Below are 19,271 nucleotides of genomic sequence, written 5' to 3'. Positions count from 1 at the left end.
ATGAGGAACCGGCCAGCAACCGGCCTTCCGCTGGTTGTCGCTGGGTGACGTGCACGCGCTCGTGCCACCGCGTGGTGGGTAGGCCCAAGCACGTCCTCATGCCGTGGCTCTCCTCGTGACGCGCTGATGACCTGGGATGGCCGCGCGGCTGCCCAGGGCGCTGTGCGCCACCTCATCCAAGCGGCGCCCCCAGGGCGCCGTCAGAGGGAAACATGTCCTTTTCCGCCGTCGTGGGCGGGCTGGTGCTGGTGGTTTCCGCACAGGCCGGGCCCGAAGTGATGAACCTACGCAGCGCCATCCACGAAGCGTTGCAACACAATCCGGAGCTGGCCCAGGCCCGGGCCGGAAGTGACGCGGAGCGCGCGGGTGTCGCGGGCGCACGGGCCTGGCCGGAGCCGAGCCTCTCCTATCAGGCATGGCAGCAGCCGCTGGCGAGGCCCTTCGACCCGAGCGCCACGAACATGCACATGCTGGGCATCCGTCAGATGGTGCCCTTCCCGGGCCAGCTCCAGCGAGCAGGCCGGGCCGCCGAGGCTGGGGCCGCCGCACGGGAAGCGGACTACCGTGCGGCACGCCTGCGGCTGGAAGCCCAGGTGGCGCATGCCCTCACCGAGTCCTGGCGGTTGCAACGCGAGCTGGAGTTCCACGAGCGTCATGCCGCGTTGGGCAACGAGGTTCTGGCCGCCGTCCGGGCACGCTACGTGGCGGGGCAGGCGCGGCAGGCGGACATCCTCCGAGCCGAGACGGAGCTCTACCGGCTGCACTCCAGCATCGGGGGACTCCAGGAAGAGCTGCGGGGCACCACGGCGCTGCTCAATGCTCTTCTGGGTCGGCCGCCGGATGTGCCGCTGCCACGCGCCGCCGAGCCCGAGGCCGAGCTGCCCTCGGGAAGTGCCGAGCGTCCCGAGGTGGGCGCGGCGAAGCTGCGCGCCAAACAGGCCCAGGAGAACGCGGCCCTGACGGCGCGCGCCCGCCTCGTTCCAGAGGTCATGGTGGGCTTCGACTACATGCTGATGCCCGGCATGCCAGACGCCTACTCCCTCATGGTCCAGGTGCCACTGCCGTGGGTGTCGGGCAAGCGGGCCTCGGAAGCCGAGCAGGCACGACACCGGGTGGAGGAAGCCCGTTTCGCGCAAGCCTCCACGGAGAATGCCGCCCGCTACGAGGTGGCGGAGACGCGGGCGCGTACCGCCGCCGCCAGGGCGAGGCTCCAGGTCATCGAGGAGCGCCTGCTGCCGAGCGCGGAGCGGACGCTCGAGGCCACCCGGGCGACCTATGTGGCGGGCCAGGCCGACCTCGTGGCCCTGCTGGATGCGGAGAACGCGCTCCTGGACGCGCGGCTCACACAGGTACGCCAGCGCGCGGCGCTGGGAGATGCCATCGCGGATCTGCGCCGGGCCCTGGGGCTCAGCCTCATCCAGGAGGAAAAGCCATGACCGACCATCCCCACAACCCCCTCCCCGAGGGGGAGGAGGCCCCGCCGCCAGGGACGCGGGCCATGGCCATCGTGCGCTGGGTCATTCTCGGGCTGGTAGCCCTCGCGGCGATCTACACCCTGGCGCTGGCGATCTTCGGAGCCTCGCATCCAGCCTCTCCGCACGAGGAGGGCCACGCTGCGCCCGGGCAGGAGAAGGCTGCCCGGCCAGCCACCCGGTACACCTGCCCGATGCACCCGCAGGTGGTCTCCGACAAACCGGGCAGTTGCCCCATCTGCAACATGCCCCTCGTGCCGGTGAAGCCAGAGGGAGAGAACGCGGCCGTGCAGGATGGGCACGCCCAGGAGGCCGGCCAGCGTGGGCCTGCACTACCGGGCCTCGTGCCCGTGGAGGTGGAGCCCGGGCGGGCCCAGGCCATTGGCGTGCGTGTCGAGGAGGTGCGCCGCCAGCCGCTCGCGGGCACCCTCTCCCTGTTCGGCCGGGTCACGGCGGACGAGTCCAAGCTGGCTCGCGTCTCCGTGCGCGTCACTGGCTACGTCGAGCAGCTGCTCGTCGCCGAGCAAGGCGCCCCCGTGAAGAAGGGACAGCCACTGGCCGCCATCTACAGTGATGACCTGCAGCTGCTCCAACGCGAGCTGCTCCAGGCCCTGCGCTGGGGAGGAGATACCGCCGGGCCGGTGCGCGAACGGCTGAGGCTGCTCGGCATCTCCCCGGCGGACATCGCGGCCATCGAGTCCTCTGGACAGGCGCAGCACGAGCTGCTCCTCCGCAGCCCGGTGAACGGCTTCGTGACGGCTCTCAACGTCGCACAGGGGGACCGGGTGGAACCGGATCGCGCTCTCTTCGAGGTGGCCGACCTCTCGCGCGTATGGGTGGTGGCGGAGGTGTACGAGCGCGACGTCGCCCGTGTCCGCAAGGGCCTCGCCGTGCAGCTCCACCTCGACGCCTACCCGGGAGAGACCTTCCAGGGGCGCATCGAGTACGTCTACCCCACGCTCAATGCGCAGACGCGCACCCTGCCAGTACGTATCGCCTTCACCAACCCGGAGGGGAAACTCAAGCCCGGCCTGTTCGGAAGCGTGGTGGTGGGCCTCCCCGCGACCGAGGGTCTCACCCTTCCCGCGGAAGCCCTCATCGACACCGGAGAGCACCGCTACGTCTTCGTGGAGGTGAAGGCGGGCCGCTTCGAGCCCCGGGCCGTGGTGGTGGGGACGCGAGCAGGGGACCGGGTGCAGGTGCTGTCTGGCCTCGCCGAGGGCGAGCGCATCGCGGCGAGCGGCAACTTCTTCATCGACTCGGAGAGCCGCCTGCGGGCCTCCGTGGCCTCCGCGCCCCAGGCCGCCCCATCCCGGGCGCCACCCCCACCCGGCTCGGGGCCGGACTGCGACACCGAGTTCGACGCCCGGGCCGCCCCCGACAAGTACGCCCAGTGCAAGCAGTGCGAGCGCGTCCATCGCGGCATGGGAACGATGGAGGCCGATTGCAAGAACGCCATTCCCAAGCTCTGGAGGTCGCCATGAGCCGCCTGCTGGCAGCCCTCATCGAATGGTGCGCCCGCCACAAGTCCATCGTCATCGCGGCCACGCTGGTGGCGGCAGCGGCGGGCTTCTTCTCCATGCGCGCGGTGCCGGTGGATGCCATCCCGGACCTGTCGGATCCGCAGGTGGTGGTGTTCACCGAGTGGATGGGCCGCAGTCCCCCGCTGGTGGAGGACCAGGTGACATACCCCATCACCTCGGCGCTGCTCGCCACCTCGAAGGTGACGGACGTTCGCGGCGTGTCCATGTTCGGCATGAGCTTCGTCTACGTCCTCTTCGAGGAGGGGACGGACGTCTACTGGGCGCGCAGCCGCGTCCTCGAGTACCTCCAGACGCTCCAGCGCCGGCTGCCCCCGGGCGTCACCCCCACCCTGGGTCCGGACGCCACGGGAGTGGGCTGGGTGTACCAGTACGCGCTCGTGGACAGGAGCGGCAGGCACGACCTCGCCGAGCTGCGCACCCTCCAGGACTTCCACCTGCGCTACGCGCTGGAGAGCGTCCCCGGCGTCGCCGAGGTGGCGAGCGTGGGCGGCTTCGAGAAGCAGTACCAGGTGACGGTGGACCCGCGCCGTCTCCAAGCGCTGGGACTCACTCTGGGTGACGTGGCCCAGGCCCTCCGGCGCTCCAACGCGGACGTGGGCGGGCGGGTACTGGAGATGAGCGGGCGCGAGTATTACATCCGCGGGCGCGGCTACCTTCAGGACCTGGGAGAGCTGGGCAAGGTGGTGGTGAAGGCGAGCCCCACCGGCACGCCGGTACGGCTGACCGACATCGCCACGCTCTCCCTGGGCGGCGACATCCGGCGCGGGGCAGCCGACCTGGACGGTGAGGGAGAGGTCGTCGGGGGCACGGTGGTGGCTCGTTACGGGGAGAACGCCCGCGCCCTCATCACCCGCATCGAGGAGAAGCTCCAGCAGATAAAGCCCTCCCTGCCCGAGGGAGTGGAGGTGCAACCCGTCTACGACCGCTCAGGGCTGATCGACCGGGCCGTGGGCACGTTGAACCGGACGCTCATCGAGGAGGCCCTCGTCGTCTCGCTCATCATCATCGCCTTCCTGCTGCATGTGCGCAGCGCGCTGGTGGCCATCCTGACGCTGCCCGTGGCGGTGTTGCTCGCCTTCATCCCCATGCACGCGCTCGGCATCTCCACCAACATCATGTCGTTGGGTGGCATCGCCATCGCCCTGGGCGCCATGGTGGACGCGGCCATCGTCCTGGTGGAGAACGCCCACAAGCACCTGGAGCACCTGCCCCCAGACGCGGGCGAGGGCGCGAGGCTGAAGGCCATCACCGAGGCAAGCCGCGAGGTGGGCCCACCCATCTTCTTCTCGCTGCTCATCATCACGGTGGCCTTCCTGCCCATCTTCGCGCTCAACGGGCAGGCAGGGCACCTCTTCAAGCCGCTGGCCTACACGAAGACGTTCAGCATGGGTTTCGCGGCGCTGCTGTCGGTGACGTTCGCGCCCGCGCTGATGGCGCTCTTCATCCGGGGGCGCATCGTCCCCGAGCACCGCCACCCGGTGAGTCGCTTCCTCGTCGCCCTCTACAAGCCCTTCGTCTATGTCGCGCTGCGCAAGCCGAAGACGACGCTCGCCATCGGCGTGCTGGCCGTCATCTCGGCTCTGCCCCTCATCCCCCGGCTGGGCAGCGAATTCATGCCCGCCCTGGACGAGGGCGATTTGCTCTTCATGCCGGTGACCATGCCCAACGTCTCCATCGAGGAGGCACGGCGCGCTCTTCAGGTTCAGGACCGCATCCTGCGTGGCTTTCCCGAGGTGGTGTCCGTCTTCGGCAAGGTAGGGCGCTCGGAGACCGCGACGGACCCAGCCCCCCTCTCCATGGTGGAAACGGTGGTACGGCTGAAGCCGCACGCGGAGTGGCGCAAGGTGGAGATCGAACGCTTCTACAGCCACTGGCCCACGTGGCTCCAAGCACCCTTCCGCCCGCTCTTCCCCGACGAGCGGCGGAAGACGACCGAGGAGCTCTTCTCGGAGATGAACGCGGCCCTACAACTGCCCGGCTGGACCAACGCCTTCACCATGCCCATCAAGAACCGGCTGGACATGCTGACGACCGGAATCCGCACGCCCGTGGGGGTGAAGGTCTTCGGCACGGACCTGGCCGAAATCGAGCGGGCCGGGGAGGAGCTGGAGCGGGTGCTGGCGGCGGTGCCCGGCACGCGCAGCGCCTTCTATGAGCGTTCCCAGGGAGGGCTCTACATCGACATCATCCCCGACCGTGACGCGCTCGCCCGCTACGGGATGACGGTGGGAGACCTCAACGACATCATCGAGGGCGCCATCGGTGGGGAGCCAGTGACGATGACGGTGGAGGGGCGCAACCGCTTCAGCGTCAATGTCCGCTACCCGCGCGACGTGCGCAGTGACGTGGAGAAGCTGCGCGAGGTGCTGGTGCCACTGCGCACCGGCGCCACGGGGATGGGCACCTCCGGCATGGGGACGATGGGCAAAACGGGACTGGACGTTCGCCGCCTGCTCTCCGGCCCCTACGCGCTGGCACAGGCGGACATGGCGGGCATGGGCCGCACGGGTGCCGCGGGAATGCCGAGCGGCACGGAGCTGCGGCTGCCCGAGCGCCCCGGCCGGACGGCCTCCGATAGCGGCATGGGAATGAGTCCGATGCCACCGGGCGGTGCCATGGTGCCGGCGAGTGGAGGCATGGGAGCCGCGGCGTCCACGCGCAAGGGGGGACCGGAGGCACCTCTACCCGGGCAGGCATTCGTGCCGCTTTCGGAACTGGCGGAGGTGAAGGTGGTGCAAGGGCCGCCCATGCTGAGGGACGAGGCGGGCCTGTTGGTCGGCTACGTCTACGTGGACGTGGACACGGGCGCGCGTGACGTGGGCGGGTACGTCCACGACGCAAAGGCCGCCGTCTCGAGCGCGGTGGTGGACGGGCGGCTGCACCTGCCGAAAGGGGGCTATCTCCAGTGGACCGGCCAGTACGAGCTTCTGGAGAAGATGATGGCCCGGATGCAGTGGGTGGTGCCCCTGACGCTGCTCCTGGTGGTGGTGCTGCTGGTCGCCAACTTCAAGCACCTGACCGAGGCGCTCATCGTCCTGCTGTCAGTGCCTTTCGCCTTGGTGGGCAGCATCTGGCTAATGTGGCTGCTGGACTACCGGCTCTCCACAGCCAGCTACGTGGGCCTCATCGCCATGGTAGGGCTGGCCGCCGAGACGGGCATCGTGATGATCGTCTACCTGGACGCAGCCTTCGAGCGCCGCCTGCGGGCAGGCAAGGTGCGCGACCTGAACGACATCATCTGGGCGCACATGGAGGGCACCGTCCAGCGCGTGCGGCCCAAGCTGATGACCGTCTCCACCATGCTCTTCGGCCTGGTGCCACTCCTGTGGAGCCAGGGCACCGGTGCGGATGTCATGAAGCGCATCGCGGCGCCAATGGTGGGGGGACTCCTCTCCTCAGCCTTCCTGACGCTGGAGATCATCCCCGTCGTCTACACCTACTGGAGGCTGTGGCAGCTCAAGCACGGACGGCTGCCGTAGGACCATGAGCGACGGACGTGCTTGGCAGGGCAACGTGAAGGCGCGCCCCACCGCTTCGCGAGTGGCCGGTACTCGACACTAGCGGCCCGCGTTGCGCTCGGCCTCGGCCAGGCGCTTCTGCGAGAGCTTCAGGTACTGCTCGTCCATGTCGATGCCCACGTAGCGCCGGCCCAGCTTCATCGCCGCCACGCCCGTGGTGCCACTGCCGTTGAAGGGATCCAACACCAGCGCGTCCTCGGGGGTGCTCGCCTCGATGACGCGCTCGAGCAGCGACACCGGCTTCTGCGTGGGGTGGCTGCCGTGCGCCTTCTCCTCGCGGCGCGGGGCGGTCATCGTCCACACGCGGCCGGACTCGTCGGCGGCCAGCTCCTCGTCGCCCGTGCGCGGCAGCGCCCACACGTCGCGCATCTGCTTGCCACCGTTCTCCGCCTTCATCTTGGCGTAGTTGAACGTGTGCTGGAGCTTCGAGGCCGGCTTCGGCGAGGCCCAGATGAGCAGCTCGGAGGAGTGGGTGAAGTAGCGGCACGCCAGGTTGGGGCTGGCGTTGGGCTTGTACCAGGTGACGGTGTTCAGCAGCTTGTAGCCGAGCTTCTGCATCGCGAAGCCGACCGAGAAGATGACGTGCTGCGTGCCGCTCACCCAGATGGTGCCGGTGGGCTTGAGCACCCGCTGGCAGGCCTTGAGCCAGGCGGTGGTGAAGGCGTGGTCCTCCTCCACCCCGCGCGACACGTCCCAGCCGCCCTTGTTCACCGCGGCGCGCTTGCCGTTCTTGCACGTGAAGCCCCCGTTGGACAGGAAGTAGGGGGGGTCGGCGAACACCATGTCGAAGGTACCCGGCTCGAACTGCTCGAGCAGCGCCAGGCTGTCGCCCTGGTACAGCCGGTACGCATCGCTCTTGGCGAAAAGGCTCTCGCGCAGCGAGGGCTGCTGAACAAGCTTCAGTGCAGGAGCTGCGGCTTCCGCGGACATCTCGCCTCCGTCAGGGGTCGTCGTGACGGGCGGGACTGTGCGGTCAACATGCTGCTACGTCCAATTTCTGGGCTGTAGCACCCAGAAACTTGACGAGAAACACGAGCGCCAGAAACGCCGCGAGCACGGCGGGAGTGCCTCGTGGAGAGGCATCCAGCGCCGTGCTCGGCGGGTGCTACGAAGCGGTGCGGAAGAGACTAGGCCTTGGCCTTCTTGGTGGTCTTCTTCTCGGCGGGCGCGGTGCCCTCGGCCGGAGCGGCGGCGGGCGCGGCACCCTCGGCGGGCTTCGCCGCGTACTTCTTGCGGAACTTCTCCACGCGGCCCGCGGTGTCGAGCAGCTTGTACTTGCCGGTGAAGAAGGGGTGGCAGTTCGAGCAGACTTCCACCGTGAACGAGCCACGCGTGGACTTGGTCTCGACGACGTTGCCGCAAGCGCAGGTGATGCGAGAGGGCGGGTAGACCGGATGCAGATCAGCCTTCATGTTCGACGACTCCCACGCCTTGCCCCCACCCCCAAGGTGGGAGGTCTGGCGTTCTAGAGGTAGGCCGGCGCTTATAACGGCGGACCGGCCCTGGCACAAGGCCCGTTACCGGGCCCCGTCCAGCTCTAGTGAGATGCGGAACCCGGGGGTTGGATTCGCTCCACCCGCTGCTTCAGCGCGGGATCATCCGTGAAGCCGGTCCCCAGCATGAGGTACGACAGGCGGAGGGTACGCCCGACCCCCTGCTTGCTCGCCTCCGTCTGGGTCACCAGCCCCTTGCGGCGGGTCTCGAAGCTGTCGATGGTCTCCTGCCACATCTTGCGGGTCCGCTCGTCCTTGGCGGCGGCCAGGCTCTGCTTCGCCTGCTGGAGGTTGGTGTCGAGGATGTTCAGGTTCTGCTGGGCGCGCGTCACCTCGTCGAGGTCCACGAAGGGCCCCGTCCCATCCACGGCGAGCTCCAGGCGGCCGAGCTGCCGGCCCCGCTCTCCCCCCGCGACCAGGACGGCGAAGTCCTCGCGCTGCGCGACCCCCAGGGTCCGGCTGTCGTTCGACTGGATGATGAAGTCCACGGCGTTGCCCGCCTCCGTGGAGAGCCTGACGGCCTCCAGGTAGGGCACCGCCGCGAGCACCACCACCACGTCGACCTTGTCCTTGGCGCGCAGGCGGCGGGACTCGGCGAGGGCGGCCGGCAGGGGGGGCTTGCCCATCAGACCCTTCTGCGTGGCTACCGGCCCCTCGGGGGAGAGCCCCACCAGGCCGAACTTCACCCCGCCCACCGTCACCACGGTGGAGGCCGGGAAGAGCAGCTTGCCTCCCGCATCCACCAGGTTGGCGGACAGCAGCTTCATCTTCCGGTCCTTCGTGCCCTTGACGAGGAAGTCCGTCCCGAGCGTCAGGTCGCGAGCGCCCACCGCCATGGCCGTGGTGCCCAGCGCGTCCATCTGCTCAAGCAATAGCCCGGCACGCTCCTTCTCCTTCGGGTCACCCCCCGGAGTGGGAAGCTTGAAGAGCGCGTTACCCGCATCCAGCACCAGCACCGGCATCCCCTTCGCGCGCTCTTGCGAGAGGGCCGTCTTTCGTCTGGCCAGACCGCCAGACGGGTTGTGGCTTCAACCACAGGGGGCGATCTCGCCCCCGTTGTCTCCGGTGAAGAGGAGCACCACCTGCTTGGGTGCCGCACCGGCCACCAGGGGCGTCAGCAGCAGGGCCAGCAGGGCGAGCAGCGCCGGACGCATCTTCATTTCTTGGTTCCCTTCTTCGGCTCGGGCTTCTTGGCCTTCTCCAGCTCCGAGAGCCGGGTCTTGGCCGTCTTCGCCGCCTCCGACTTCGGGTAGCCCTTCACGAGCTCCTCAAGCGCCAGCCGCGACTCCTCCGCCATCTTCAGCTTCTTGAAGCAGTCCGACGAGCGCAGGTACGCGTCCGGCGTGGCGTCCGCTTTGGGGTACTCCTGCAGCAGCTTGCCGTACTCGAAGAGGGCCTCCCGGCACTTGTCCTCGGCGTAGTACGTCTCGCCCAGGCCATAGTGGGCGTCGGCGGCCAGCGGATCCTTCGGCCACTTCTTGAGGAACTCCGCGTAGAGCTGCCGGGCCAGCGCCACGTCCCCGCCCTTGGCCTTCTCCTGCGCCAGCGCGAGGAACTCCTTCTTGTCCGTGGGACGCTTGAGCTCCTCGGCCTTCTTCCGGGCCTCGGCCTCCTTGAGGGCCTCGTCGCCCTTGAGCGCCGCCAGCTTCTTGTCCGTCTCGTCGCTCGTCTTGGCGAGCGCCGCCTCCAGCTCGCCAATCTTGTGGAGGTACGTCTCCACCTGGCCGCGCAGCTGCGCCAGGTCCTCCACCGTCTTCTGGAGCTGGATGCCGATGTCCGCGCCCGTGCGGCGCGAGGCGGTGTCCAGACCCTGCAGGGCCTTGGAGACCTCGGCGATCTTCTCGTCGATGCGCGGCAGCGTGGCGTCGAGCTGCTCGTGCGTCTGTTTCAGCTCCGCCTGGAGCTGTGCCTGGGTGGCGTCGATCTTATCGAGGCGCGCCTCCAGCGTGCGCCCGCGATCCGCTGGGTAGAAGCAGCCGGAGATCGCGAGCGGGAGGGCGATCAGAGCAAGCCTTCGCATAGGGCGCGCATCTTACGGGCAAACCCCTCGGCCCGCGTGGGCTTCTTCTCGTCCCCGCGCCCCGCCTGCCTGCCCATCAACGCGGCAACGTGGGTCCGGTGGGTCAGGAGGAGGCCCGCTCCAACCGCTCGATGGCGTGCGCACAGGCCACCTGGAGCCGGGCGTTGTTCAGGTAGAAGGGCGTGGCGCGGGCCCTCCCCTCCTCCAGCGAGCGCAGGGCCCGCCGGTATTCCTCGACGGCCTCGGCCGGGGAATCGCCCTGCTCGAGCAACATCCCCAGCAGGTAGCGCGCCGCAGCCAGGTCCGGATCCAGCTCGAGGCAGCGCCGCAGCTTCTCCGCCGTCTGGGGGCTCGCATCGCCTCCCGGGGCCCACTCCAGCACCTGGGCGAAGAGGGCGTCGGCCTCGTGCGCGCCAGCGCCCCCGGGCTGCGCTCCACCCGGGGCCTCCGCCTTCACGGGCGCCACGGGGAAGCTCCCGGACACCGAGGGAAAGCGCCCCGACACCGGGGACTCCGGCGCCTTCGCGGGAGCCACCACCGGGAAGCGTCCCGAGCTCCGAGGCTCCCGGCCCTTGTCCGTCCCCGCCGCCAGCGTGGAGCCCGGCTCCGAGGACGGCCGTGCACCCACCGCCGGCAGTCCACTGGAGCTCGGCGTCTTCCCCAGGGACGGCCGTGCACCCACCGCCGGCAGGCCGCTGGAGCTCGGCGTCCTCACGGCTCCGGGCAGCACCCCGTCGGAGGAAGGCGTGGCCTCCTGCGCACGGGCATAGAAGAAGGCCTGGTCGAAGCGCACGGTGCGCAGACACGGAGGCGCGCGCAACAGGGGCTCGGCGGCGGAGAGCACCAGCATGCCCTCGGGAGCGAGCCGCCCGGCCAGCAGCTCCACCACCCGGTCGAAGGACTCGGGGGTGAAGTAGATGAGCACGTTGCGGCAGAGGACGACGTCGAAGCCCTGCCCCTCCGCCGCCGTCGGGTACGGCGCGTCCATCAGGTTGTGGCACTGGAAGCTGGCCCGCTCCTTCAGGTGCCCCACCAGGGTGAAGCGGCCCGCGCCCACGGGCACGAACCAGCGGTCGCGCACCCCGGGCTGTACCCGCTGCAGCTGCTCCGAGGTGAAGCACAGCTCCCGCGCCCGGGCGATGGCCGACTCCGAGATGTCCGTGCCCAGCACCGTGCTGGAAGGATCCGCTCCCGCCTCGGCGAGCATCACCAGCAGCGTGGCCACCTCCTCACCGGTGGCGCAGCCGGCGCTCCACAGCCGCAGCGGCCGGTGCATCCTCGCCACCAGCGGCATCAGCACGTGCGAGCGCAGCGCCGCCAGCTGTGACTCATCCCGGAAGAGCTCCGTCTTCTGCACGGCGATGGCGTCGATGAGCTCGGCCAGGTCCGCGAGCCCCGCGGGGGACTGCAGGTACAGCAGGTACTGCATGCTCATCCCACCCGGCCGCGATGCCAGCTTCTCGTCCAGCCGCCGGCACTGCAGCTCGCTCAGGGCCATGCCCGTCCGCCGCGCCACGAGCGCGTGGACCTGACTGAAGACGGGCGGAGGGGTGGGGGCCACCGGGCCTCAACGTCCCAAGGAGAGGGACTCACCGCGAGCCAGCCGCACCAATGCCCCCGCGATGTCGTCGCCGTGGACGAGGTGGTCCACCGCCTTGCGGGCCACCGCCGCTCCTGGCATGCCAAACACCACGCAGGACTCCTCGTTCTGCGCCAGCGTCATTCCCCCCGCCTGCTTGATGGCGAGCATGCCTTCGGCTCCGTCCTCGCCCATACCGGTGAGGATGAGCCCCAGCGTGCGCCGCCCGTAGGCCTTGGCCGCGCTCTCCATCAGCACCGTCCCCGAGGGCATGTGCCCATCCCGCTCCACGCCCGGCCGCAGCGCCACCCGCCCCCGGAAGGGAATCATCATGTGCTGCCCCGGCGGGGCGATCAGCACATTGCCCGGCAGGAGCTGCTCGCCATCCTGCGCCAGCCGCACCTTCAGCTTCGAGGAGTTGGCCAGCCAGCCCGCCAGCGACTCGGAGAAGGCGGCGTTGATGTGCTGCACGATGGCGATGGGCGTGGAGAAGTCCGCCGGCAGCTCGGACAGCATCCGGAAGAGGACCTGCGGACCTCCCGTGGAGCAGGCCACCGCCAGCACTCCGTAGGGCATGCCCACCGGCGCGGGAGCCGGCGTCACGCCGCCGCTGCCCGGCAACGGGGGCCGGCGCTTGCTGTGGATGTGCCGGATGACCCGCACCGAGGACAGCAACTTCACCTCGCGCGACAGGTTCCACGCCTCCGCCCCCGCGTCGATGGAGGGCTTGATCTGCAGCGCCAGCGCGCCCAGCTCCAGCGCCCGGTACGTCAGCTCCGGCGCCTGATGCCGGGGATCCGCCGTGAGCATCAGGATGGGCGTGGGCACCTCGGCCATGATGTGCTCCACGGCCGTCAGCCCGTCCATCACCGGCATCTCCACGTCCATGGTGATGACTTGCGGACGGAGATCCCTCGCGGCCTCGAGGGCCTCCTTGCCGTTGGCGCAAGTCCCGACGACTTCCAGATCCGGATCCCGGCTCAGTGCTTCGCAGATCAGCTGTCGGCAGATGTGCGAGTCGTCAACGACCAGCACCGACACTTTCTTGCCCATGTGGCTTCCATACCCCGTGCGCGACCGGTCCGAGTATACCGAATGTGGCCGACTGTCCCCCAGGTGCTCGTCAGCCCAGGAGACGGCCCACCACGTCTACCAGGTCCTGACGCACCAGGTCCCCCTTGGTGATGTAGCCGTCCGCCCCGGCCGCCAACCCCCGCTGCCGGTCTTCCTCTCCTCCACGGGTGGTGAGGATGACCACGGGGAGGACCTTGTGGGTCGGGTGCGCCTTGAGCCGGCGAGTGAGCTCCAGCCCGTCCACCCGGGGCATCTCCAGGTCGCTGCAGACCAGGTCCACCTTGGTGACGTTGAGCAGATCCAAGGCTTCCATGCCGTCGGTGGCCATGACGATGTCATACCCCACGGCCTCCAGCAGCGAGCCGATGAGCTCCCGGGTGAGGGGCGAGTCGTCCACCACCAGGATGCGGCGGCGGGGAGCGGGAGGGGGGCGGGCGTGCGTGGGGGGACGCTGAGCGCGCAGGCCCATGGCCCCCTGGGCGCCGGCGATGAGGTGGGCCGCGGAGAGCACCATGGCGAGCCGGCCGTCCGCCAGGGTGGTGGCACCGGTGAGGTGGGGAAAGCGCGCCAGCAGACCCTTGAGCGGAAGGATGGCCTGGACGCTCTCCTCGAGCACCTGATCCACCGCCAGCGCGGCCGTGGCGCCCTGGCTGCGCACCACCAGGACGAGTGCCCCCGCGTCCGCCACCTGCTCCGGACCCAGCCCGAGCAGGGCGCCCAGGGCGGCGAAGGGCATGGGCTGGCCGTCCACCTCCAGCACCGAGCGCCCGGCGACCTCCTTCACCTGTGAGGCCTCCACCTTCACCGCCCGCGATACGTGGGCGGCGCTCAGGCACAGCGTCTCCTCCGCCACCTTCACGAAGAGCAAGGGAGCCACGGTGAGGGACACCGGCACCCGGAGCTCGAAGCGTGTGCCCCGGCCGGCCGTGGACTCCACCAGCACGTCCCCGCCCAGCGCCCGCAGGGAGCTGCGCACCGCGTCCAGCCCCACGCCGCGCCCGGAGATGTCCGTGGCCACCTCGCGCGAGGTGAAGCCGGAGAGGAAGATGAGCTCGCGCGCCGCCTGATCCGTCAGCGCCGCCGCCGTAGCCTCGTCCAGGAAGCCCTTGCGCACCGCCGCCCGGCGCAGCAGCGCGGGCTCGAGCCCCACGCCGTCGTCCTCCACCCGGAGCACCAGCCGGTTGCCGTCGCGCGCCGCGCCCAGCGTCAGCCGCCCACGCGGATGCTTGCCCGAGGCCACCCGGTCCACCCGCGACTCCAACCCATGGTCCAGCGCGTTGCGCACCAGGTGCAGCAAAGGGTCTCTCAGCGCCTCCACCACCGCCCGGTCCGCGCGGGTGTCCTCGCCGTCCACCACCAGCTCCACTTCCTTGCCCAGCTCGCGCCCCATGTCGCGCACCATGCGCGGGTAGGGCTCGAAGAGGACGGACAGCGGCAGCATGCGCAGGCGCTGCACCTCGTCGGCCACATAGCCCAGGTCGCGCAGCTCCTCGTTGGCCAGCAGCTTCGCCTCGCGGTGGAGCGAGGCGGCCAGCTCCTTCGCCCTACCGAGCCGCTCGGCCAGCATGCCCCCCGCGGGCCCCAGGTCCTCCGCGGCCCGCGCCAACAGGCTCAACTCCCGGGCCAGCTCCAGACGCCGGGCCGTGGCCAGCTCGAGGCGGCGGGACACCTGGGTGAGGTTGGTCACCGCGCTCGTCAGCCGGTCCAGGCTCGCCACGCCAATGCGCACCGAGCCATCCGCTCTGTCCCCGGTGCGCAGGCCCGACACGGAGCCCGTCCGGGCGGGAGGCGGCTCGGGTGTGGCCGGCGGCATCCGGCTGATGGTGACGGAGGCCGTGGACGCCGCCGAGCCCTGTGTCCGCGGAGGCTCCACCGCCACCGTCCGGCCCACCATGGGCGTCCGGGGTGCGGAGGAGGACGGCGGCACCGGAGGTTGCGTCGGAAGAGGTGCCTGACGGGATACCAACGAGGGGGCCAGGACGGCGCCCAGCGGGGCCGAGCCCCACGCGGGCGTGACATCCTCCCGGTCGTCCCGCTCCGGGAGCTCCTTGCGCGCGGGCGGGTCCACCTTCTGCGCCACGGAGGGAGCCGGGGCCGGCACGGGAGGCTCCGCCCTCTGCGCCACGCCCGGGGAAACCGGAGCGGACTCCGCCAGCCCGCTGACCTCGGTCCGGGTGCAGGACTGCAACCAGCGCACCAGCTTGCCCACCTCGGGAGGGGCCTGCTGCGGCTCGGACGAAGCCCCGGACAGCACCAGCACCGCGTCCGCGGCCTGGAGCAGCGCGTCGATGGAGCCGGCGGACAGGGCATGCTCGGCGCGCTCGGTGGAGCGCACCAGCTCCTCCATCTCGTGGACGACGACGTTGATGTCGTCGAAGCCCATCATCCGGGCCTCGCCCTTGAGCCCATGCAGCTCACGCAGCACGGTGCGGCCCGCCTCCAGGCTCGCCCCCGCCTCGAGCTCCACGATGCGGCGATTGATGCGCTCCAGGCGCACCCCCACCAGCTCGCGGAACTGCTTGAGCAGCTTCTCCCGCGCGCTCACCCGTTGCCCCCCGGCGGTGACGGGTCGATCTGGAAGCGCTCCACCACCCCCCGCAAGTCACGCGCCAGCGAGGACAGGTCTCCATTGGCGCTGATGACCTGCTTGGTGGCGTTGTGGCTCTGCTGGGTGATGCGCAGGATGTCCGCCATGGCTTCGGCCAGCAGATCCGTCCCACCCTGCTGCTGCTGGGTGGCCAGCGAGATGGCCCGCACCGCGTCCGAGGTGCGCCCGGCCAGCTCGACAATCTGCCGCAGCGACTCGGAGACCTGCTGCGCCAGCGTGGTGCCCGTCTCGGTGGCGCGCACGCCGCCCTCGGTGGCCATCACCGCCGCCCCCGAGGCGTCCTGCACCTCCTCGATGAGCCCTTCGATCTCCTTGGTGGACTCGATGACGTTCTCCGCCAGCCGGCGCATCTCCGCGGCCACCAGCGAGAACCCCTGCCCCACCTCGCCCGCCTTGGTGCCCTCCAGCTCGGCGTTGAGCGCCAACAGGTCCGACTTGTCGGCCACCCCGTTGATGAACTCGACGATCTTGCCGATCTGCTGCACGCGCTTGTTCAACCGGGCCACCGCCGCGGCGATGGCCTGGTTGTCGTGGCGCATGCGGTTCATCGTCTCGAGGAAGGACTCGGCGCTGGCCTGGCCACCCTTGGCCGCCGCGAGCGTCTTGTGGGCGATCTCCGCCACCGAGCCGGCGTTCTCGGCGATCTGCCGGGCCGAGCGCGCCAGCTCCTCCGTGGTGGCGCTCGTCTCGTCCAGCGAGCTGGCCTGCTCGGCGGCACCGGCCTCGTAGCGGGCGGAGGTGGCGATGATCTCCTCGGTGGTGGAGCCGATGCGGGTCCCCGCGCGCCGCAGTTGCGCCAGCACGTTGGCCAGGTGGGTGCGCATGGTGGAGAAGGCGGCGGAGACAGCCCACACCTCGTCCTCGGCGGGGATGATGCACGGACGGCTGAGATCTCCCTCGGCGATGCGGTGGGCCTCCTCGCCCAGCTGGCGCATGGGGCGGCCCAGGAGCGTGCCCCCCAGGTAGGCGGCGGCCAGCGCCACCCCGAAGACGAGCAGACACAGCGCGCTGCCGGACCACAGGGCCTCATCCTTCAACAGCTCGGCCAGCTCCGCCTGCCGCGCGGGGCTCGTCTCCGCCAGCACCTCATCGAAGGCCCGGTTCGCCAGCGACGAGGACACGTCCCAGATGAGCACCGCCGGTGTCACCACGACGATGGCGGTGAAGATGACCAGGCGCAGGCGGATCTCCGAGCGCCGGGGCGCCAGGGAGATGGCCAGCTCGTGCGACAGCCCCTGGGAGGACATCTCCAGCACCACGCGCCGGGCCCGCAGGGTGACGATGCAGTACGTCAGCAGCGCGGAGAGCGGACCAAAGAGCAACCCCGGCCAGCTGAGGCGCAGCGCCTGGAGGAAGCTCATGGGCGCGCCCCCCACCCACATCGCCAGGTTGACGAAGACGGAGGTGAGCAGCCACAGCGCGAGCGTGGAGTAGAAGGCGAAGTCCGCGAGGCGGTGGACCTCCAGCAGCGCCTGCCCGAGCCGCTCCGGCTCGACCGGCCCCGCCGAGGCCTCCACGCCGCGCAGCACGCGCAACCGGCGCATGCAGAGGACCACCGCCACCCCCACGGCGATGAGGGAGAAGACGCCCATCAGCCGGAGGAACAGCGGGAAGTTGCCGACCATCTGCTCCCCGAGGGTGAGCTGCGCATAGCGCCCCCCGAGGATGGCGGTGGTCAGGTTGGCGTAGACGATGGCCGTCAGCAGGCCCCGGCTGTAGGGGCGGCGAATCCGGAGGAAGCGCAGGCTCGCCATCACCCCTCCTTCTCCGCCACGCGGAAGCGCTGCACGGTGGCCTTCAAGTCCCTGGCCAGCGCGGACAGGTCCGTGTTGGCGGCCACCATCTGCTGGGTGGCCTCGGCGTTCTCCTCGGTGACGCGCAGGATGTCGCCCATGGCCGCGGCGAGCTGATCCGTGCCCGTCTGCTGCTGCTGGGTGGCCAGGGAGATGGAGCGCACCGCGTGGGACGTCTGGCGCGCCAGCTCGAGGATGAGGCCCAGGCTCTGATCCACCTGGGCCGCCAGCGAGGCGCCGCGCTCCGTCGTCTTCAGGCCCGCCTCGGTGGCCATCACCGCCGCCTGGGTGGCGTCACGGATTTCGTCGATGAGCCGCTCAATGGCCAGCGTGGAGGACAACACGTTCTCCGCCAGCCGGCGCATCTCCGCGGCCACCAGCGAGAAGCCCCGGCCGGGCTCGCCCGCCTTGGTACCCTCCAGCTCGGCGTTGAGTGCCAGCAGGTCCGACTTGTCGGCGATCTCGTTGATGAACTCCACCACCTTGCCGATCTGCTGCACGCGCTTGTTGAGCCGCACCACCGCATCGGCGATGGCCTGGTTGTCGCCCTTCATGCGGTGCATGGCGGCGAGGAAGGCCGCCGCGCTGCGCTGCCCGCTCTGGGCCGCGCCGAAGGTGGTCTCCGCCATGGCGGACACCGACTCGGCGTTGACGGCGATCTGCTGGGCCGAGCGCGCCAGCTCCTCGGTGGTGGCGCGAGTCTCGTTGAGCGAGATGGCCTGCTCCCCCGCGCCGGACTCCTGGTCCGCCGAGGTGGCCACCAGCTGCTCGGTGGTGGAGGAGATCTGCAGTCCCGCGCGCTGCAACTGGACGAGCGCCTGGGCCAGCTGCGCCTGCATCCGGGTGAAGGCCCCGGACACCGCCCACACCTCGTCCTCGGCGGGGATGAAGCGGGGGGTGCGGACCTCGCCCTGGGCGATGCGGGTGGCGTCCTCCGAGAGGGCGCGCAGGGGCTCGGCCAGCGCGGTGCCGGCCACATAGGCCGTGCCCACCACCAGCAGCACCACCATGCCCGCGAGCAGCCCCAGAGGCCAACCGGTGTCCTGGCGGGCCCGGTGCACCACCGCGCGCTGCACCAGGGGATCCTTCGTCTCCAATATCTGGTTGAAGGTGCTCACGGAGCGGCTCACCGACACGTCGAGGATGAAGACGGACGGGCTGAGCACCGCCACCGCGGTGAACATCACCAGCCGCCGCCGCAGCCGCAGCCGCTCGGAGGGAAGGGCGGCGATGATCTCCTGGGGAGACAGTCCCTGCGCGGCGATGCGCTCGGCGGCATGGCGGCCCCGGCGCACCACCAGCAGGTACACGAGCATGGCGGACAGCGGACCGATCGACAGGGCCACCAGCCCGATGCGCACCGCCATGGTCCAATGGGCATCCGCCAGAGGACAGTACGTCACCGCCAGCATCAACGCGCCGCCCAGCCACCCCTGGAGGGTGAACCAGAAGCAGCGCCCGGGGATGCGACGGACTTCCTGCAACGCCCGGCGCAGGTTGTCCGGGTTGGAAGGCAGCCGGCCCTCCGCCACCGCCCGCAGCACCCGCAGCGCGTGCCGCTCCTGGGCGCCGGACAGGACGGTGTTCATCGCCAGCACCGCCACCAACAACCCGAGGAAGAGCCAGCCCGTGTCCGGAGGCATCGGCCTGGTGAGCTGCCCATACAGCAGCGCCAGCCCCAGGCCCACCATGCCGCCCAGCCAGGACGGACGCGTGGTCCAGAGCGCCAGGCCCTTCAGTCCCTCGGGGCCATTCTGCCCCTCGGTCCCCTTCTGTCCCTCGGGTGTGCTCAAGCGGCCTCCCGGGCGGAGGGCGCCAGGAAACGCCCGAAACCGGCCAGCGACATCAACGGCCACAGCGCGCCGCGCACCTGGACGAAGCCGCTCAGGCTGCCACCCGCCACCTGGGCCAGCACGCCCGGAGCGGGCAACAGGGCCATCGGCTCGGGATCGATCTCGAGCGCGTCCACGCCCACCGCCTCGCCCGTGGCGGCCACGAGGATGCGCTCGGCGCCGCAAGCCCCCCCGAAGGCCTGGCTCGCACAGCCGGCCAGCCCGCCGAAGGTGCTGGGGGACTCGATGGTGGCCACCTCGTGCGCGGCGAACGCCACCCGATGGGCACCCGCCCGGCACAGGAGCAGACCCGTGATGCTTCGATGGCCCGTGACCAT

General features: G+C 70.4%; 14 protein-coding genes. 3 read left to right on the top strand and 11 right to left on the bottom strand.

Annotation, left to right across the window (positions count from 1 at the left end; translation table 11 throughout):
- Positions 1 to 212 precede the first annotated feature (212 nt).
- The 3 genes from DAT35_RS37435 to DAT35_RS37425 are packed head-to-tail and all read left to right on the top strand — an operon-like array spanning position 213 to position 6,495.
- Positions 213 to 1,436: a TolC family protein gene (locus tag DAT35_RS37435; protein WP_108074065.1), complete on the top strand. Its 1,224-nt coding sequence runs from the start codon at positions 213 to 215 to the stop codon at positions 1,434 to 1,436.
- A complete protein-coding gene (locus tag DAT35_RS37430) occupies positions 1,433 to 2,956 on the top strand; it encodes an efflux RND transporter periplasmic adaptor subunit (protein WP_108074064.1) in 1,524 nt (507 codons plus the stop codon). The genes DAT35_RS37435 and DAT35_RS37430 overlap by 4 nt, the downstream gene beginning before the upstream one ends.
- Positions 2,953 to 6,495, top strand: coding sequence for an efflux RND transporter permease subunit (locus DAT35_RS37425; RefSeq protein WP_108074063.1), 3,543 nt, complete (start codon positions 2,953 to 2,955; stop codon positions 6,493 to 6,495). The genes DAT35_RS37430 and DAT35_RS37425 overlap by 4 nt, the downstream gene beginning before the upstream one ends.
- 78 nt (positions 6,496 to 6,573) lie before the next feature.
- Here the strand turns inward: DAT35_RS37425 and DAT35_RS37420 are convergent, their stop codons facing one another.
- The 11 genes from DAT35_RS37420 to DAT35_RS37375 form a co-directional block, all read right to left on the bottom strand.
- The gene (locus DAT35_RS37420; protein ID WP_108074062.1) at positions 6,574 to 7,464 is read right to left on the bottom strand and encodes a site-specific DNA-methyltransferase; all 891 of its coding nucleotides are present in this window, start codon (positions 7,462 to 7,464) and stop codon (positions 6,574 to 6,576) included.
- A gap of 197 nt (positions 7,465 to 7,661) precedes the next feature.
- A complete protein-coding gene (rpmE, locus tag DAT35_RS37415) occupies positions 7,662 to 7,946 on the bottom strand; it encodes a 50S ribosomal protein L31 (protein WP_108074061.1) in 285 nt (94 codons plus the stop codon).
- A gap of 125 nt (positions 7,947 to 8,071) precedes the next feature.
- Complete coding sequence (locus DAT35_RS37410; protein ID WP_108074060.1) at positions 8,072 to 8,989, bottom strand: 5'-nucleotidase; 918 nt, start codon at positions 8,987 to 8,989, stop codon at positions 8,072 to 8,074.
- Positions 8,990 to 9,055: 66 nt separating this feature from the next.
- Complete coding sequence (locus tag DAT35_RS61930) at positions 9,056 to 9,187, bottom strand: hypothetical protein (protein WP_255415235.1); 132 nt, start codon at positions 9,185 to 9,187, stop codon at positions 9,056 to 9,058.
- Complete coding sequence (locus DAT35_RS37405) at positions 9,184 to 10,047, bottom strand: tetratricopeptide repeat protein (protein ID WP_108074059.1); 864 nt, start codon at positions 10,045 to 10,047, stop codon at positions 9,184 to 9,186. Before DAT35_RS37405 ends, DAT35_RS61930 begins: the two co-directional genes overlap by 4 nt.
- 103 nt (positions 10,048 to 10,150) lie before the next feature.
- On the bottom strand, positions 10,151 to 11,608 hold the full coding sequence (locus tag DAT35_RS37400; protein WP_233261951.1) for a protein-glutamate O-methyltransferase CheR: 1,458 nt from the start codon (positions 11,606 to 11,608) through the stop codon (positions 10,151 to 10,153).
- A gap of 6 nt (positions 11,609 to 11,614) precedes the next feature.
- The gene (gene cheB, locus DAT35_RS37395; protein WP_108074058.1) at positions 11,615 to 12,679 is read right to left on the bottom strand and encodes a chemotaxis-specific protein-glutamate methyltransferase CheB; all 1,065 of its coding nucleotides are present in this window, start codon (positions 12,677 to 12,679) and stop codon (positions 11,615 to 11,617) included.
- 70 nt (positions 12,680 to 12,749) lie between these two features.
- On the bottom strand, positions 12,750 to 15,245 hold the full coding sequence (locus DAT35_RS37390; RefSeq protein WP_108074057.1) for a response regulator: 2,496 nt from the start codon (positions 15,243 to 15,245) through the stop codon (positions 12,750 to 12,752).
- A complete protein-coding gene (locus DAT35_RS37385; RefSeq protein ID WP_108074056.1) occupies positions 15,242 to 17,062 on the bottom strand; it encodes a methyl-accepting chemotaxis protein in 1,821 nt (606 codons plus the stop codon). Before DAT35_RS37385 ends, DAT35_RS37390 begins: the two co-directional genes overlap by 4 nt.
- Positions 17,062 to 18,894, bottom strand: coding sequence for a methyl-accepting chemotaxis protein (locus DAT35_RS37380; protein WP_233261950.1), 1,833 nt, complete (start codon positions 18,892 to 18,894; stop codon positions 17,062 to 17,064). Before DAT35_RS37380 ends, DAT35_RS37385 begins: the two co-directional genes overlap by 1 nt.
- Positions 18,891 to 19,271, bottom strand: a complete 381-nt coding sequence (locus DAT35_RS37375; RefSeq protein ID WP_108074055.1) for a protein CrdC — start codon at positions 19,269 to 19,271, stop codon at positions 18,891 to 18,893. The genes DAT35_RS37380 and DAT35_RS37375 overlap by 4 nt, the downstream gene beginning before the upstream one ends.

Source organism: Vitiosangium sp. GDMCC 1.1324, assembly GCF_003044305.1.
Classification (GTDB): domain Bacteria; phylum Myxococcota; class Myxococcia; order Myxococcales; family Myxococcaceae; genus Archangium.
This window is presented reverse-complemented; position numbering and strand designations above follow the sequence as displayed.